General features: G+C 52.4%; 14 protein-coding genes. 7 read left to right on the top strand and 7 right to left on the bottom strand.

From position 1 onward, the window contains the following. Positions 1–170: 170 nt before the first annotated feature. The 6 genes from R2K28_RS01955 to R2K28_RS20400 all read right to left on the bottom strand — a co-directional run bounded on the left by R2K28_RS01955 (position 171) and on the right by R2K28_RS20400 (position 7,951). Positions 171–2,522 carry a multiheme c-type cytochrome gene (locus tag R2K28_RS01955; RefSeq protein WP_316367744.1) on the bottom strand — a complete coding sequence of 784 codons (2,352 nt, stop codon included), beginning with the start codon at positions 2,520–2,522 and terminating at the stop codon, positions 171–173. 439 nt (positions 2,523–2,961) lie between these two features. Next, positions 2,962–3,930 carry a hypothetical protein gene (locus R2K28_RS01950; protein ID WP_316367743.1) on the bottom strand — a complete coding sequence of 323 codons (969 nt, stop codon included), beginning with the start codon at positions 3,928–3,930 and terminating at the stop codon, positions 2,962–2,964. After that, a complete protein-coding gene (locus R2K28_RS01945; protein ID WP_316367742.1) occupies positions 3,927–4,919 on the bottom strand; it encodes a lipid II:glycine glycyltransferase FemX in 993 nt (330 codons plus the stop codon). The genes R2K28_RS01950 and R2K28_RS01945 overlap by 4 nt, the downstream gene beginning before the upstream one ends. A 78-nt stretch (positions 4,920–4,997) precedes the next feature. Next, a complete protein-coding gene (locus R2K28_RS01940) occupies positions 4,998–5,603 on the bottom strand; it encodes a GNAT family protein (protein WP_316367741.1) in 606 nt (201 codons plus the stop codon). Positions 5,604–5,842: 239 nt separating this feature from the next. Next, positions 5,843–7,669, bottom strand: coding sequence for a tetratricopeptide repeat-containing protein (locus R2K28_RS01935; RefSeq protein WP_316367740.1), 1,827 nt, complete (start codon positions 7,667–7,669; stop codon positions 5,843–5,845). Between the two features lie 117 nt (positions 7,670–7,786). Then, a complete protein-coding gene (locus R2K28_RS20400; RefSeq protein ID WP_442871430.1) occupies positions 7,787–7,951 on the bottom strand; it encodes an NAD(P)-binding domain-containing protein in 165 nt (54 codons plus the stop codon). Positions 7,952–8,220: 269 nt separating this feature from the next. Between R2K28_RS20400 and rsmA the strand changes: the two genes are divergently transcribed. The 3 genes from rsmA (at position 8,221) to R2K28_RS01920 (ending at position 10,711) form a co-directional block, all read left to right on the top strand. After that, positions 8,221–9,015, top strand: coding sequence for a 16S rRNA (adenine(1518)-N(6)/adenine(1519)-N(6))-dimethyltransferase RsmA (rsmA, locus tag R2K28_RS01930; protein WP_316367739.1), 795 nt, complete (start codon positions 8,221–8,223; stop codon positions 9,013–9,015). 185 nt (positions 9,016–9,200) lie between these two features. After that, on the top strand, positions 9,201–9,731 hold the full coding sequence (locus R2K28_RS01925) for a pentapeptide repeat-containing protein (RefSeq protein ID WP_316367738.1): 531 nt from the start codon (positions 9,201–9,203) through the stop codon (positions 9,729–9,731). 116 nt (positions 9,732–9,847) lie between these two features. After that, positions 9,848–10,711, top strand: a complete 864-nt coding sequence (locus R2K28_RS01920; RefSeq protein WP_316367737.1) for a hypothetical protein — start codon at positions 9,848–9,850, stop codon at positions 10,709–10,711. 111 nt (positions 10,712–10,822) lie between these two features. Here R2K28_RS01920 and R2K28_RS01915 read toward each other — a convergent pair whose 3' ends face one another. Then, positions 10,823–11,512 (bottom strand): class I SAM-dependent methyltransferase, encoded by a 690-nt coding sequence (locus tag R2K28_RS01915; RefSeq protein ID WP_316367736.1) that lies wholly within the window; start codon positions 11,510–11,512, stop codon positions 10,823–10,825. 340 nt (positions 11,513–11,852) lie between these two features. Between R2K28_RS01915 and lon the strand changes: the two genes are divergently transcribed. From lon to R2K28_RS01895, 4 genes are all read left to right on the top strand, one after another. Then, the gene (gene lon / locus R2K28_RS01910; protein WP_316367735.1) at positions 11,853–14,240 is read left to right on the top strand and encodes an endopeptidase La; all 2,388 of its coding nucleotides are present in this window, start codon (positions 11,853–11,855) and stop codon (positions 14,238–14,240) included. A 156-nt stretch (positions 14,241–14,396) separates the two neighbouring features. Further along, positions 14,397–15,527 (top strand): NnrS family protein, encoded by a 1,131-nt coding sequence (locus R2K28_RS01905; protein ID WP_316367734.1) that lies wholly within the window; start codon positions 14,397–14,399, stop codon positions 15,525–15,527. 175 nt (positions 15,528–15,702) lie between these two features. Further along, the gene (locus tag R2K28_RS01900) at positions 15,703–16,035 is read left to right on the top strand and encodes a sulfur globule family protein (RefSeq protein WP_116445268.1); all 333 of its coding nucleotides are present in this window, start codon (positions 15,703–15,705) and stop codon (positions 16,033–16,035) included. Positions 16,036–16,350: 315 nt separating this feature from the next. Continuing rightward, positions 16,351–17,121 carry a substrate-binding domain-containing protein gene (locus R2K28_RS01895; protein ID WP_316367733.1) on the top strand — a complete coding sequence of 257 codons (771 nt, stop codon included), beginning with the start codon at positions 16,351–16,353 and terminating at the stop codon, positions 17,119–17,121. The last annotated feature ends 6 nt before the right edge of the window (positions 17,122–17,127 follow it).

Genomic DNA, 17,127 nt, shown 5'->3' with positions numbered 1-17,127 from the left:
AGACAACTGCTTTAGGGCCTGTTAACACTAATCCGATAGGCCCTAGATCAATACCGCAATCGAAGGCAGTCATAAAATTTAAAAAAAGGGGTGAAAAAATGGAGCCAGCCCAAAGGACTGGCTCCATCCATTCAGGTGATAATCACCTCTTTACCGCCTGCTACTGCAGCTTACTTCTTCTGAGCAGCAATAGCCTTCAGCGCTTTCTTCATGAACTGCTGGTGTTCGAAGCTATCCATAACGCCAGGTTGGGATACCTTGTTCCAGAAGTCAGGATTGAAACGCTCTTCGTGACATCCGAGGCAGACACCGGTCTTCTCGATGGCGTCACGCTTCTCATCAGGCAGAGGACCTGTCAGCGGCCAGTGAGAACCTACGGAACTCAGCTGTTCGCCATCCTCAGTAACGATCGCAGACCAGTCGTAGGTCAGGCCGGGGATACCGGGGATCTGAACCTGGGTCTTCTGAGGAATGATCTTACCGGAAGCGGAGTCCTTCAGATCCAGGACGAAGTCCTTGTCAGCACCCAGCAGGAAGCGGCCGCCTTCAACACCGTAGCCCAATGCCTTGGGATTGTCGTGACAGGACTCACAGCTACGCGCGCTACGGCCAGCGGTATGAGGCTGTACGGCGGCGGTGTCGATACCTGGGCCTTCAGGGGTTTCCCAGATCTTGTTATTGACCAGGGTCTTGCCGTCTTTGTCGATAACCGTGGTGGTTACCTGACAACCAGGCATCATCGGACTGACACGGCCTTCACCGTTGATACCGAGTACCGGAGTCTCCCAACGCAGATAGGAGCGGGTCTCCATGACTTTGCCCGGGCTCTTCATGCCGTTGGTGGTAGGAGGCGCATCCGGGGTCAGACCGGTCTTGGGATCACGATTATTGGCGTTGACCAGCCAGTCGGTACCCTCATTGCCCTTGGAGTAGTCAACAGTGACATGGCAGCCATAACACTGGGGAACCCAGTCGGCGTGACAAGCGTAGCACTCCATGTTGTTCTGATGCTGAGGGATCAGGAACATGGAAACCTTGGCCAGGGTTGATTTGAAGGTGCCTTCGTCGCCGATCTGCTTCAGCAGTGGAACCCTGAAGTCCAGACCGTTGGCGGAGTGAACGATAACGTCCTTGCCCTTCTTCACCACATTACCCAGGGGGTTGCCGCGAGCGGTCAGCAGGAAACCATCCTCAGGTTCGTACTGGGTCGCGTCTTTCATGTACTCCGGCCACTTCTTGCCAAGACCGCGAGGATTGGCGTTGGCAGTCGGCATACCGTCCTTCATCTCACCGAACTCTTCACCACGGCCCAGGGGCAGATCCCAGGGTAGCGTGTTGAAGGTACCGTGGCAGTCTTCACACTCGACCTCAACCTGAGCCAGGGTGGTACCGGCGATGTTGCCGTCACCGTGCAGGTCGATGGTGGTATGGCAGTCCTGACACAGCATCCCACCTTTCGGGTTACCCGCAATGGAGTTCATCTCATGATGCAGGTCTTCCTTGATGAACAGGTAACGCTTGGTGTGCATCTTCGGCTGTTTCTTACCCTTTGCATTGAAAGGAGAGCCGTAAGGCTGTTCCATGATGCCCTGATAGCTCACGCCGACACGCTTACCGCGGTTGTGACAGGAGACACAGGTTTCAACCGGGATACCGGAGTATTCAACCTCGCCAACCTTGACCTTGCTCTTACGGGTGCCCTGCATGCGGTGAGTCAGTATGTGACCCGCTTCGTCCTTCTTGATGGTGGGATCGCCGCCTTCGTAGAAACCATCATTGGAGTAAGGCACGTGACAGGCGGAACAACCGGAACCACGATAGTCACCACGCTTGTCGCGACCGGTAACGCCAACGTGACAGCGCTGACAGTCATGACGGGAGTAGGTAAGACCCGCATGATTGGGATTGTCGGTCAACTTGGCCAGATCCACCTGAGGCAGCTGTTTCAGACGTTTGGGCATCTGGTCCGGATGTTTCTTGACGAAGTCCTTCATGTACTTCTTGTAGGCCTTGGTACCCACCAGAGGTACAGGACCATCTTCGTCCATCACGTCGTAGTTGCCCCAGACAACCTTCATGTCTTTCTGATAGCCCCAGGACCACATGTTACCCTGCAGCTTACCGGCCTCGGTATTCATCAGGGACTTGTTCATACGATCGTAGTAACCGGAGTGGCACTGACCACAGGCCTGGTCGTTTACCGGCATTGCGCCGGGATCGGGGAGGAAGTTCTTGGGACCACCCTTCTTGGCAAGGTCGGAAGGAGAGCCCATATGGGCCTTCATCTTGTCCTTCTCTTCGGCTGGGTTACCACCGTGACAGACCACGCAACCCGCGGGATCGCCGTGTTCGGCGCCCATCTTTTCAATATCTTCCTGCATGACGCCGTCACTAAAGCGTTCAACGCCATCGTGACAAGCCAGACAGGCTTTGCCTTCGGCTTCAGCGATAGGGACGAAAGTAGAACCTCCACTACCCCATCCGACTAACGCCACTACTGCAAGTAATGCTAGGCGTTTCATTTTTTTTAGCTCCCAAAAGAATAAGAAAAGATGCTTCCGACCGACGGAAGCGGCGAAAAGGGATTTCACACCCATTCAACCTCTTGTTTGTGATCACTCCCCACTGATAAACACACGCAATGCATGGTAATAATGGCAAGATCCATACCAAGACAAATTCATAAGGGGTCGAGAGCTAGAAAATCCAAGCGAAGGAACAATTTTATAGTTGTATTGGATGACAAATTGTAGGGGAATACAGAGTGTTACACGTACTACCTACTTTGGTGTAATTTGACCTACTTCGAAAGGGAATGAATCGTTGCTGAGTCTGCCCTGGATCCTAGACTCAGAAACATTGAACGAATCGTTCAATCACTACCCATTTATGTGAATAAACCGTTCCAGCCAATCAAAAAAACAGCAGACAAACTAATCATCCATACCTGTATCAATAGCCTCAATCCCTGACCACCCAGTCGGGACGCTCGTCACGTCCACTGGCTCGCAAACGGTATATCAGCCAGCGCAACTCCAATAGAAGTAGTTCTGTTGCACTGAGCAGGCCATTCCCCTGAGCCTGGCTCTGCATATAATCGAGCAGTTCCGACACCGGCACGTACCAACCATTCTTACCTGAGATGTACTCCAGAATGGACTGAGTTGAAGGATCGACCACCCCATCGCGGACAAAAAACTTGCCAAAATGTGTAGCAACGATGCATACCCCACCTTGTTCCTCCAACCGATCCACCGCTGATTGCGTCAACAAATGATTAAAACTGGTGACGTTTGGCGCATCAAGGGCTGAAAACCAGTAGTTGACGTATGGCTTGCGGGGATTGTGGTAGGGCATCGAGGGATTCACATTCAGCAGGTTAATGTTATCCAGACAGAAGTTACGCACGTACTTAACCTGTTGCTGACAGAGATCCCCCCAGAAGTAGGGGGAGTCCGGGTGATTGCCTGAGAAAGCGGGATCATTGTCTGAACGCAGTTTCGATATCATCCACGCCAACATGCGCAGAGGCAATGAAGAGAACCGCTCCCCGCCCCAATAGAGGTTATCGCGATTTTCAGCATGATTGGCATGTGCATTTGGTGGGGAACCGAACTCCTGTGCAAATGATTTCAGGGCCGCCATGACATCCTCACGCCGCGAGGATTCCATTGCCGCCCCATGGAATGCAATCTCAAATCCACGCTTGTGGAGGTCTAACACGAACTCCCGATAGTGCTTATCCTGCATGGTCTCAGAACGCGCGAAGTTGGATCCTTCGGTGTCACCCCGCAGCATCCACACCGACTTGGTGGTACGAAATCCCAATTCATCGAGCAAATCATAAACCGGCGCAACATTCGCCACTGTGGAAACATCGGTATCATCGAAGACTGTGAATGCAAATTTGGCTCCCCCGGGAAACCTCATTTTTTTCCGCCCATCCAACTTTTCAACCGGTGCAGCAATCGCAAGCGCGCCCAGTGGAGACGAATCAGCGCGGTGCGTGCCAACAACAGTCCTGGAACTGGTGAATAACACCAAGTGATCACTTCTTCGTTGGTTGCGCCGAATTTGCGTTTGAACTGACTGGTCCCACAAAGATCATAACTGCCTATTCCCTGTTCAACGGCATGGCTTATGGCGGTCCAGTGCATGAGCTCGTTGGGACACAATTTGGTCAGGCTGCGCTTGGATGCGCCCCCGAAGTAGTAGATTGTGCGCTCATCATGGGGAAACAGGCCCGCCGCAGCGAGTTCTCCTTCATGGATTACCTTGACCAGCAGCAACCGACCGTGAGGCAAGAGACAACGCGCAAGGGTCTTCAGCCTCTCGACTGAGAATGGAAAGCTCATACCCTGCTCACGATATCGCTCGACGATCAACTCGTAGTACTCATCAATCATATCCATGTCTGTTGTGGCTTCAGCTACGAGAGACTTCTGGGCCTTGCGAACACGATTGCGCGCGGTGCTTTTCAACTTGCTCCAGGTCTCTTCTTCAGTAGGCGCAATCTGCAACACAGCCGTAACATCCCGCACGGGTTGAAATCCGTGGGCGAGCATTTTGTTTTCATCGAGCGCCTGGTTTTTCAGCTCAGCATAGAGGTAACCGTTACGCCACATATACCGCTTTAGACTGACAAGCACCGAATCGAGGTCGGTGTCGGCACCCATCAATGGCCCCATGAAATTCGTGGTCCAGCCAGGAAGCGGGCTACCCATGACCTTAACAGGCCCGATTCGCCTGGTCAGCCAGATGTGGTATGCAGGGGTATCGCCAGCCTCATCGCGCAGCGCAAGCACCTCTGGTTTACCTTTACCAGTGGCCTCAAGATACTCGAGCCAGGGCCGTTCATGAAATAGTGTTTTGGATGAAAACTCTTCGAATCGCCGGGCTACCTCATCGTATTCCGACATCTCCATTCGATAAGGTGTGTAAGTTAAATGTAGGCGTTGCATAATGTCTATCGGGTCTGATTGTATTCATTGGACATGTTATATCCACCGGGCATACTCGACCAGGCCAAGTGGAGTGAATACGCGTATCCGCCCAAATTCACGATATCCGGCTCGTTTGTGCCCCTTCCAGGATGGTACATTATCCTCATATGCATCGATATAGACACGTGAGGCGCCGCGCGCGAAAAGAGAGCTTAGCAGCAACTGGTGACGTACAGGATAGAGCCCTTGCCCCCGAAACCCAGGCAACACACCTTCGCGCACAGCCCGGAACTCGCCAGGTTGTAGTTGTAAATAGTAACATTTAGCGCCGACATCACCACTTTGCAGCCAACCGAACGCAGCAACCTCATCCTTGACGGTGAGTAATGCGCAGGTCTGTCCCCAGCCGAAATAGCGCTTCCATTCGCTCGACAGGTCCCGGCCATAGGCTTCATTGAGCGCAGGGAGATAGGGGATTGACGCTTCGAAGCTGTCTAGGTGGATCAACTCGCATCCATCGGGGACAGACACTGTCTCTTTCCACCATGCTGCATCAGCGAACGACACAATCTCAGTATGAATAAGGAAGCCCTGAACCAGTAAACGCAATTTACCACTAAGCCCCTGATAGCGTGGGCCAATAAAACCACGGCTTTTCATACTACGGAGCCAAGCCGCAATTCGTGTTCTCGCGCTTGTAACCACGTCAGGGTATTTCCTGATACGACGAAGGGGCAGCTAAGGTTAAACGCCCCTCCGAACTAAGTCAATCAGCCTCTCGAATCCCTATTCATTCAACATTCCACACAGCCAAATTTCAACTCATATGGAGCCTGTTACCAAGTCAGGCAGCAGGGATCTCAAACGATAGCTGCCGGCCATGATTCTCCAGGCATTATTCAAATAGATTCGTAGGTCTCCGAAAACTCTTTACGTGCGATCCGATATATCTCCATATCATCCTGTAGCGGCAAGGTGGTAACGAACATATCACCTTCCTCAACGTACTGGGCCTCACCCCATGGGGCCGTGATATAGAATGACCCCTGTTGATCGAAGAGATTGAGAATGCCTCGATCCACCGCGATACCCTTGACCCTACCTTGCGGCATATATGTGCTCCAACCGCCGTCGAGCTGAGTCTCCTGCGTGTAGCGTTGCTCGAATTTTGTGCCGGACACAATGTAGCGCTCTTTTGCCCCGGTCTGATTTTCAACCACGTAATCACCCTTGTTGGCGATATTGACCGTCTCGCGCCCTGATGCAACAACCGAAACCACCTCCTCCCCCTCCATTGCCGCGCGGGCCTTGATAATTTGGTATTTTCTATAATCCACGCCTGTTTCCATCAAGGAGGCCTTGAGGCCCTGGACAAGGTCTTTTTGCTCGATGCTGATATCGGACTTGAAGTCATCGATCAGCCGATGAAAATCACCCTGGGATGTTTCCGGCATCTGTTCAACCAGAATTTCAAGAAACTCGATACATAACGCGATTTCCCAGTTAGCCAATTCTTGCAGGGCAACAGCATCGGCAAGTTCCCTGGCCCGGCTCAAATCAGCCTGGTGAAATGCCACAAGCAGGCGGGCAGCGTCGACCCAGTTATCGCCAGTGTTGAGCAGTTGCTTGTGATCACAAACCTGTAAAATGTGAGCGGCCATGTCTGAAGCGGCTTTTTCATAAGCACCCTTATCGGCCAATGGATACAAGACCAACAGGTTGCGTGCACAGCCATAGTCGTTGAGATCGAGTTTCAACCCCGTTTCGTAGTGTTTAATCGAAGCCTGCAGCGCCAGCCTTTTCTTACGCGCATTGTCCAAATCAAAATAGCGCTGCTTATAGAATCCGCCCAGCAGGCGACAGCGTTCACCGCTGTTTCCATACTCATCGATCAGGGATTCGATTTCAGCAATCGCTTGATCCACATCGCCGGTTTTACTCTCGGCAAGGGCTATCTGTTCCTGGAAGAAAGGCGTCTTTCGCTGCTTGCTGTTCAACTGCATATAGAAATCACGCAGCGATTGCCAACCCAAAACATCCCGTACAAGCTCAAACAGCTCTCGAATCGAATAGTCAGGCAGTTTAGCCAGGTCATACCTGCTCAATATCCTTAAAGCGGCCTGTTTGGCCTCCTGGGCGTTTGTCTTGATTTTGCAGGCCCTGACATCTGTCTGGAACCGAATGACTTCGTCCCGCACTTCGTTCAAGTGCGCACTTTCACCCTGAAGCATAAGATTTCGATCAATCAATTCCCGAACGGGATTACTCGAAACATTCAGGCCACGCAAACCTTGCATGATCTCCTGTTGAATTTGCTGGTAGTCCTGCTCTGATGGTGTATCCGTATCCAAGGTATAGTGACTTCTTCGTATCTGCGCCAGATCAAATACAGGATCGGCCCAGTTAGCACTGAAAAGCAGGCATCCACGGATACTGCCCCCGTGACGCAGCCCCGTCTCGTAATAGACATTCGCATTCGGAATCGATATGTCAGCCACAACAAGGTCGGCAAGTATCAGTTGTGCAACCATATCGCGGATTATCAGCGAACCCTCTTGCATATCAGCCCGAACGGGCAGGTAACCTTCCTGTTCCAGCGCAGGATAGTAGGCGTGATTCCACAGGGCATCGAAATCGACTTTGCTCGGCGCAGCCGTTTTGTCGCTGCAGCCGGTCTCTTTGATGCCGAAGGGCATGGCGACAAAGGCAATTTTCTTAATAGCCATAGTTCTGATTCCACTTCATGTTTGTTCAACGAAACCCACTGTCCCGTTAGGGACTGTTAACACTAATTCCTGAATCTTAGTACATAGGATCGCGACGCCGATCAACCAGCCGCTGGGTCAGTGCCAGTGCGACATCAAGTATCGGCAGCGGTAACATGGCGAACAGCCTGGCCAGTCCGGAATGTACGGGATCTTTTCACGCCCGGTGGCCACCACCACATGATCGGCCTCGAAAGTATCTTTCGAGGTTTCAATATGCCATTTGTCGTTTTGACGCGCTATTCGCCTGACCTCGGTATCGAACTGTATTGGTAGATCGAGCTTGCGGGCGTGGGACCACGATCTTCAACGCAGACCACACGACAATTTTTGTAACATCTCTTCGGGACTCTCCTCAAAAGCAACCATTTCCAGTATGAAATATCTTTAAGATATGATCGATGCGATTTTCGTCACGACTTCAATTCTCTCTTCCGATTTCCTAACCGCCTGGTTTTAGTGGATAATCCCAGACCACTATTTTCCAACGCATTGATTTTATTGCTTTCAGCATGGTTAACCCCGCACCGCACAGGGCCAGGAAAAGGTTTGGCCAGAACTTCCTTCATGATCCCGGCATCATCCAACGGATAGTCCAGGCCATCGCACCTCAGCCGGGGGAGAACCTGGTTGAGATCGGCCCTGGCCAGGGGGCCATCACCACCGAGCTATTGACTTTGGTGGGTCAGATGCACGCCATCGAGCTGGATCGGGATCTTATCACTCCGCTGGCGCAGCGTTGTGCATCCCTGGGTAAATTACAGATCCACAACAGCGACGCCTTGAAGTTTGATTTTTCTCAGTTGGCGGAAGCGGGCCGTCCCCTCAGAGTAGTCGGCAACCTGCCCTACAATATATCCACCCCATTGCTGTTTCATCTCCTGGACCAATCCGACCAGATCCTCGATATGCACTTCATGCTACAGAAAGAGGTGGTGGATCGCATGGCCGCGGCACCGGGAAGCAAGACCTATGGCCGATTGTCCGTGATGTTGCAGGCCAGGGCCGAGGTCAACTCCCTGTTCAACATCGGCCCCGGCGCCTTCAATCCGCCACCCAAGGTCGAGTCCGCTTTCGTGCGCTTGCGGCCCAGTAAACCCTCAGCCTATCGAGTCGATGATTGGCCCCTATTCAGCAAACTGGTCAGCCAGGCCTTCTCCCAAAGACGCAAGACCCTGCGCAACAGCCTCAGCAAGATCCTACCGGCAGATACCATTAGGGCAGCGGATATCGACCCAGGCAGCCGGGCGGAGCAACTCTCTGTCGCCGAGTTCGTAAAGCTGGCCAACCTCCACCACTCAGGCTGAATCAGCCGATTTCCTACCATTTTCAGGTGTTGCTGCAGTAGCAAATGCTAATTGTCTTAAGTCAAACACAAACCTGATCTCATCCACAAAATAGGTTAATCGATCAAACCAAGATGTATCGGTCGATACTATCGCGACCCTGCAGTAGATACGCGATATCTGACAATCAATCAGGGAGCGTAACCATGCACCAGACAAAACAGCCCAATCTCTTATCCTTGGCTTGTCTCTTTCTCGTCTCCTGTCTTTGGCTAGTAGAAGCAGGCGCCTGGACAGACAAGATCACCGAGACCGCGTATGTCAACAGCGTCTGTCAGCTGACACCCGAAGCACAGTGTTCCTGGGCAATTCTGATCGATGTGCAAGCGCCAGGTGTGGATATGCACGAATCCTCTCTTGCCTCCGCCCGTCTCGACAGATCTAATTTCGAGCGCGCAAACTTCTCCCGATCGATTTTTCAACTGGCCAATCTCAAGGATACCAATCTCATGTTGAGTAACTTGGAATTCGCTCATATGCACGGCGTCAATCTACAGAATGCCAACCTGATGTTCGCCAATCTGAGCGGCGCCAGCCTTTTTGATGCTGACTTGAGTGGTGCGGATCTACGCGGCGCCAATCTGGTCGGAGCCATTCTGATAAAAGCGAAGTTCGACGGCGCAACCTGGACTGACGGCCGTATCTGTGCAGAGAATTCTATTGGTGAGTGCAGATAACCATTCCCATATGGCGCGTAGCTCAGTGTGGAATTCCCGTTCCCTGATCAATTCGGTATGCTCTATACTCCGTATAAGACCGCCCTCTGCAAGAGCAATCAAGACATGGAAGTACAATGAATCTCACCACACTACTCATCGATACCTTAGGCAACCATATAGAGGAAACCTATCTTAGCCTCTATGGTCCTCAGGAGCCCTTATACCCCAAGGCACTGAACTACGCATCACGCATGATTTTGGAGCTGATAGCAAACAGTGACGCCCTTTATCACGATGTACACCATACGGTGCAGGTTACCCTGGTTGGCGAGGCTATCCTTCGCGGGCGTCACATGATTAAACGGGTCAGCCCCAACGACTGGTTACATTTCATGGGTGCTTGTCTATTGCACGACATCGGTTATGTACGCGGGGTTTGCCCCGGTGATACAGATACAGAATTTGTCATCGATGCCGAAGGAAACAGTATCACTCCGCCCCGTGGCGCCTCCGACGCCTTTCTTACACCCTATCATGTGGATCGTGGCATCCTGTTCGCCAAGAGCCGTGGCAAAGAGGTCCCCTATATCGACACCGAACGTCTGTCACGGGCCATTGAGCTGACCCGATTTCCCGTGCCGGATTCGGCTGATCATCAGGAGACGGATACCGAGGCCGGCCTGGTTCGTGCAGCCGATCTCATCGGTCAGCTTGGCGACCCTGATCATATGCGGCGCTTGACCGGGTTGTACTACGAACTCGTGGAAACCGGCACCGCCCAGAACCTAGGCTATACCAGTGCCGCCGATCTTGCGGAAGATTATCCGGTTTTTTTCTGGAACAAGGCGCAACCTTATCTGAAAGACGCCCTGCGTTATCTTCAACTGACCCAGGAAGGCAAACAGTGGATTGCCAATCTACATTCACATGTCTTTGCTGTGGAACATAACCAGTTTTACCTAGGCCCGTTCGTCGGGAATAAGTCAACTAAAAACTAAAAACTCAAAACTCAAAACTCAAAACTCAAAACTCAAAACTCTTCAGAATCTACCACGGTCCTGATGATCTACTTCCGATGGCTGAACATGGTGGGTAATCAGGAAAAGGTATTACAGTGGCCTGGCCATGATGGAGACTTCCTTGGCCGATTTTAAACTATGCACAACTCTCCTGATGAAACGAAAACCGGATTCTCCCAATCCCAACCTATCCGCCCAGTTAGCCGCAAAGCGGTCATAACCAAACCGGCGCACACCGCCAGAGACAATATCAAAACCACAATCACTAACCAGATTACCCAAGGTTTGCACATTCCAGGCATACAGATGGTGATTGGGCTCCAGAGGGTCATACTTCTGATAACGCACCTCTTTTTCGTAAGGCACGAACAGTAACAGCCTGCCATCCTTTTTGAGCAAGCGGCGAATCTCCGTCAACACCTCGATCGGTGCCGGCACATGTTCCAGCACATGATGGCAAACCATCACATCCACCGAGTGATCCAAAAGCATCGAGGTATCTGGTACAAACTCTATACCCTGCTTGTCGAGCAGAGGCGCCAGATGCTGTGCCAGATCGTATCCCAGACGCTTTTGGCAATTCAGCCTGGCGATATTCCAACCGAAACCGACGCCATACTCCATTACCACATCTGTCGGTTTTACCTGCGGCGCGATCTTTTCATACCTGAGTTGGGTCACCCATGGAAATGCATTTTCCGGAATTTCCCGTTTCTTGCCGTGATATTCACGACCCTGGTCACCCTGATAACGCTCTTTAATCTGGTCTTCGGTGTTCATCTATTGGCTTTTCAATTCGATTTAGGATGGATTGGTTCAACTATATCACGGCCAGGTATCCTCTCCGCGAGTCAAGCAGCTACACTGCATGCCACCACCAATCCCCTACCAGCTGTATTGATACTCGTTACCTATCAAGATCGATTTTGCTATTAAACTTGCAACTCAGTAAACCGACCCCATATTTGATACTTGATCAGCTTGCAGCGCAGAGATCCTCTCCTGACTGATGAGTAACAGGCCCTAGGAGCGCTTTGCGAAATCCACGATTATTTACAACTAAACTTCTGTTCTGATGTAAATTGCCATCCATGGGTAACTAAAGAAAAAAGGTAGCGGCATGCAGGAAGACGAGAATAACCAAGAAGAGATTGTCGAGGTCATAAGCGGTAACACCCTGGCGCGATCCAACGAGGTCCTGCCCAACCTGATCCACCTGTTGCCTGTCTCGGCCAGGCCCTTCTTTCCCGGTCAGGCGGTACCACTGCTGATGGATCAGGCCCATTGGGAGAAGACCATGGACGCGGTGATGAGCTCCCCCCACAACCTGCTTGGGGTGGTTCTGTCCGATGCGGAAACCGCCGAAAGCTCCACACCCGACAGCTTCAAGAGCATCGGCACAGTCTGCCGCGTGCATCGCGTACAGCGCTCGGAAAACCGCTTACAGGTGCTGGTGGAGTGTCTGCAACGTTTCCGTATCGATGAAATCGTGCACCCGCAAACCCCCTTCACCGCCCAGATCGAGTATCTGCCCGAGCCGGCCAGTGACAGCAAGGAGATCAAACCCTATGCAGTCGCAATCATCAATACCATCAAGGAGCTGTTGCCTCTCAACCCCCTCTATGCGGAAGAGCTGCGGATGTTCCTCGACCGCTTTGGTCCGGATGACCCATCCCACTTGACCGACTTCGCCGCCAGCCTCACCACCTCGGATAAATTCCAACTTCAGGGGGTTCTCGAGAGCGTCGAACTCCTGCCCCGCATGGAAAAGGTGTTGGAACTGCTGCATCGCGAACTGGAGGTGGTCAAGGCCCAGGCCTCGATCCGTAAAACGGTGGAACAGCGCATGGAGAAGCAGCAACGGGAGTTTCTGCTGCGCGAGCAGTTGAAGGCGATTCAACAGGAACTGGGGATAGAGAAGGACGACCGAACCGCCGAGTTGGACAAGTTCCGTGAAAGGCTCGAAAAACTGACCCTGACCGAGCAGGCCCAGGCAAGGGTCGAAGAGGAGATGGACAAACTCGCGGTGCTGGAACCCGGCTCACCGGAATACTCGGTAACCCGCAACTATCTGGATTGGATCACCCTGCTGCCCTGGGGCAGCCACTCGGAGGACAAGCTCGACCTGCAGTTCGCCCGCAAGTCCCTGGATAAGGACCACTACGGCCTGGACGATGTCAAGGAACGCATCCTTGAATTCCTCGCCCTCGGTATCATGAAGGGAGAGATCGCGGGTTCCATCATCCTGCTGGTGGGCCCACCCGGCGTCGGCAAGACCTCCATCGGCCACTCCATTGCGGAGGCCCTCGGACGTAAATTCTACCGTTTCTCCGTGGGCGGCATTCGCGATGAGGCTGAGATCAAGGGACACCGGCGCACCTATATCGGCGCCATGCCGGGCAAGTTTCTGCAGGCGATGAAAGATGCGGGAACCCAAAACCCGGTGATCATGCTCGATGAGATCGACAAGATCGGTGCCTCCTATCATGGGGACCCCGCCTCCGCATTGTTGGAAGTGCTCGATCCCGAGCAAAACAGTGATTTCCTCGACCACTATCTGGATCTGCGTTTCGACCTCTCGAAGGTACTCTTCATCTGTACCGCGAATCAGCTCGATACTATTCCAAGACCCCTGCTCGACCGCATGGAGACGATTGCCCTGTCGGGCTACATCGCCAGCGAAAAACTGCAGATCGCGCGAAAATATCTTTTGCCGCGACAACTGCAACGGGCGGGATTGAAACGCAGTGACCTGAAACTCAACAGCAGTGTCCTGCGAGCCATTATCGAAGGCTATGCCCGGGATGCCGGTGTCCGCCGCCTGGAGAAACAGATCGGCAAGATAGTACGCAAGGCGGTGGTGAAAATCCTCGAGGGGGCGAAGAAACCGATTGAGGTGACCAAGGATGGCCTCAAGGACTATCTGGGCGGTCCCGTATTCAAGGATGAACGCAATCTGAGCGGCGCCGGGGTGGTAACTGGCCTGGCCTGGACCGCGATGGGCGGCGCTACCCTCAACATCGAGGCGGTCGCCACCCACGAATTCAACCGGGGTTTCAAACTCACCGGCCAGTTGGGGGATGTGATGCGCGAGTCCGCAGAGATCGCCTATGGCTATATCGTAAGCCATGCGGATGAGTTTGCTGCCGATCAGGACTTTTTCAGCAAGGCATTCATCCATCTGCATGTGCCTGCGGGCGCCACACCGAAAGATGGTCCCTCCGCGGGCATCACCATGGCCTCGGCACTACTCTCCCTGGCGAGGAAAAAACCGGTGCGGAATATCGCCATGACCGGCGAGTTGACCCTGACCGGTCAGGTCTTCCCGGTGGGAGGTATCCGCGAGAAGGTAATTGCCGCCCGACGTGCCGGGATCAGGGAGTTGATATTGCCGGAAGATAATCGCAGCGACTACGAAGAGGTACCTGAGCATATCCGCAAAGGACTCAAGGTCCACTTCGCCTCTATATTCGAGGATGTAGTGCCCCTGCTGTTTCGCGGCAAATAGTCGCACCATCAGCTTGACGCACATCAAGGAGGCAAGTGGGTCAGTGGACTAGGGTTCGCCAGAGATTCGATTCAAAAAGGTTTTGATATGGGAGTGGTCCCCCTCGGCGAACGCCCTGCACCATCCACCCCTCCAGCAGGATGGAGGCCTTTCGGATTGGGTTTTCGTCCCTTTTTCGCCCTGGCTGGACTCTCTGGACTGGTGCTCATGCTGCTGTGGATCGGATCCTGGCAGACTGGCCGGCCGCCCTCCGCCTATTACTCACTCATCGATTGGCACAGCCACGAGATGCTGTTTGGCTTCAGCATGGCCATCATCGCCGGTTTTCTCCTGACAGCGGTGCGCAACTGGACCGGTATCGAGACACCTACCGGCAAGCCCCTGGCACTGCTGGCTCTGTTATGGCTTGTTGGCAGACTGTTTCCCTTCGTCCCGTCCATGCCCGTCTGGCTGATATCTCTGGCCGACTGGTTGTTCATTCCTGCATTGATCCTTGCCCTCACTCCAGCGCTGATAAATGCGGAGAACCGTATCAACCGTCTCTTCCTTCCGCTATTGGGTGCCATGGCAATTGCCAATCTGCTCTACCATCTTCAGATATTAGGCTTTGCCTCAACCGGGCAGGGGGGAATCTCTCTCATGCTCAATTTGATCCTGCTGCTGCTGATCTTCGTCGGCGGCAGGGTCTTACCCTTCTTCACTGAAAAGGCGGTGAAGGGGGCGACACCCCGCTTCAACAAACATCGGGAACAGTTCGTCTATGCTCTGTTCATTCTCTGGATCATAGCTGAACTGCTGATGCCTCAAAGCTGGTTGATCGCTCCCCTGGCGCTTGGGGTTGCCTTCACCCAGGCCTGGCGTCTCATGGACTGGCACCACCCCGCAGTTTGGCGGCGACCTATCTTATGGGTGCTGTATAGCGGACTATGCTGGCTTGTGGCTGGCTTTCTTCTAAAAGCCCTGGCCCTGCTCGAAATTTATCCGCCCATGCTCGCCACCCACGCACTCACCGTGGGGGCCATCGGTATCTTCACCCTGGGCATGATGGCCAGGGTCGCCCTAGGACATACCGGTCGTGACATTGAACCCAACAGATCCATGCTCACCGCTTTCGTCTTGATCAATATCGCAGTGGTCATTCGGGTAGTGTTACCCATCACTGGTCTCATCAGTTATCAGGTCTGCATCGCACTCTCAGGCGCCATCTGGTCGATCTGCTATCTACTCTTTGTCATTACCTATCTACCGATTCTGCTTCGCCCACGTGTTGATGGGCGCCCCGGCTGAACTCTGACACAACCGGCAAAACCACCCCTATATAGCCAATTACTATCGAGGCTAATTAAACGATAGATAATTAGTTATTGAATATTTAAGTAATTACTAATATTCTTTTGCACCATAGTAACGCAGTATCTTACTTCTGACACTTTTCAAAAAATTTAACACTGAGGAATGACTCATGTCCAAAATCGTAAAAATCGCAGCCGCTGCTGCTCTGATCGCCGCTTCCGCTTCTGCTTCTGCATGGTGGGGCAACCCTTGGAACAATGGTTGGGGCAACAACAACGACATGTTCGGCAATGGTGACGGTTCTGGCGACTTCTCTTTCAACATGAGCGGTAACGCCCGTGGCGCTGGCAACGGTTATGGTCGTGGTTACAACAACTACTACAACCGTCCTTACTACGGTTACGCCCCTTACGGCGCTCCTTACGGTGCTCCTTATGGCGCGCCTGTAGCCCCTTACGGTGCTCCTGTTGCTCCTCAGGCAGCAGCTCCTGAAGCCAAGTAATTCAGCGTGATTGCTTGAGGGTCCGTGACAACGGACCCAAAAGAAAAAGGCGGACTTAGTGTCCGCCTTTTTTTTTACAGACTGCAGCGTCATTTCCAACCTAAAACAGCAAAGAATGTATCAGTTTTACTGGCTTGTTTCAGTCTTGGATTACTATACTTGTCAGTAGTTACGAATGCAGGATCTAAAGCATCCATACACTAGGTTAATTATTACAAATAACCAAGCAACACCCACCATATCAACAGGAAACACTTCTCAGATAGGGATCCAATTATCATTACACTCATTAAAAAAAAGACCCTGATCATTTTAATGATTTTCGGACTATTGAGTCTGACTGTCTATTTCCTCAATCGGCTCGTCTTCGCCCCCCAACAACCCGTCCCCAAGAAAGAGCTGCTCGTCTACTGTGGCATCACCATGATAAAACCGATCTCCGTGATCGCTGCAATTCTCGAAAAACGGGAAGGCATCAAGATCTCTATCATAAAAGGCGGCTCTGGCAACCTGCTCAGATCAATCAGATTCAACCGTCAGGGTGACCTCTATCTGCCAGGTTCTGAATCCTATATCAGGCAGGCCAAAGCCGAAGGACTGATCAGCAAATCGGTTCATGTCGGCTACAACAAGGCGGCCATGATGGTCCGAGAAGGCAATCCCAAAGGGTTTCAGCAGAACCTGGATGCCATGAAAAGCCCCAATCACTATATCGTCATAGGCAATCCCGACAGCGGCAGTATAGGAAAGGAGACAAAAAGGATTCTCACCTCAGCAGGGATCTTCGAGGATGTCATGCTAAATGTAAAAGAACTGACCACAGACTCTAAACGCCTGATTGAAGTTTTGAAAGACGGCGAGGCTGATCTCGTCATCAACTGGCATGCCACAGCCACCTGGCCGGAAAATTCAAAGCTCATTGATTCCCTCCCAATCGATGCACAGTACGCCAAAAAAAAGAGGCTGATGTTGGGTTTGTTGAGCACTGCCAAGTATCCTGAAATCGCGAAAAAGTTTATGGATTTTGCCGCTTCCGATAATGGAAAGCGCATATTTGACAGTTATGGTCTCTACCAGGTCGATTAGAAATAT

Origin of the sequence: Candidatus Thiodiazotropha sp. CDECU1 (assembly GCF_963455295.1) — a bacterium.
Lineage (GTDB): Bacteria > Pseudomonadota > Gammaproteobacteria > Chromatiales > Chromatiaceae > Thiodiazotropha.
This window is presented reverse-complemented; position numbering and strand designations above follow the sequence as displayed.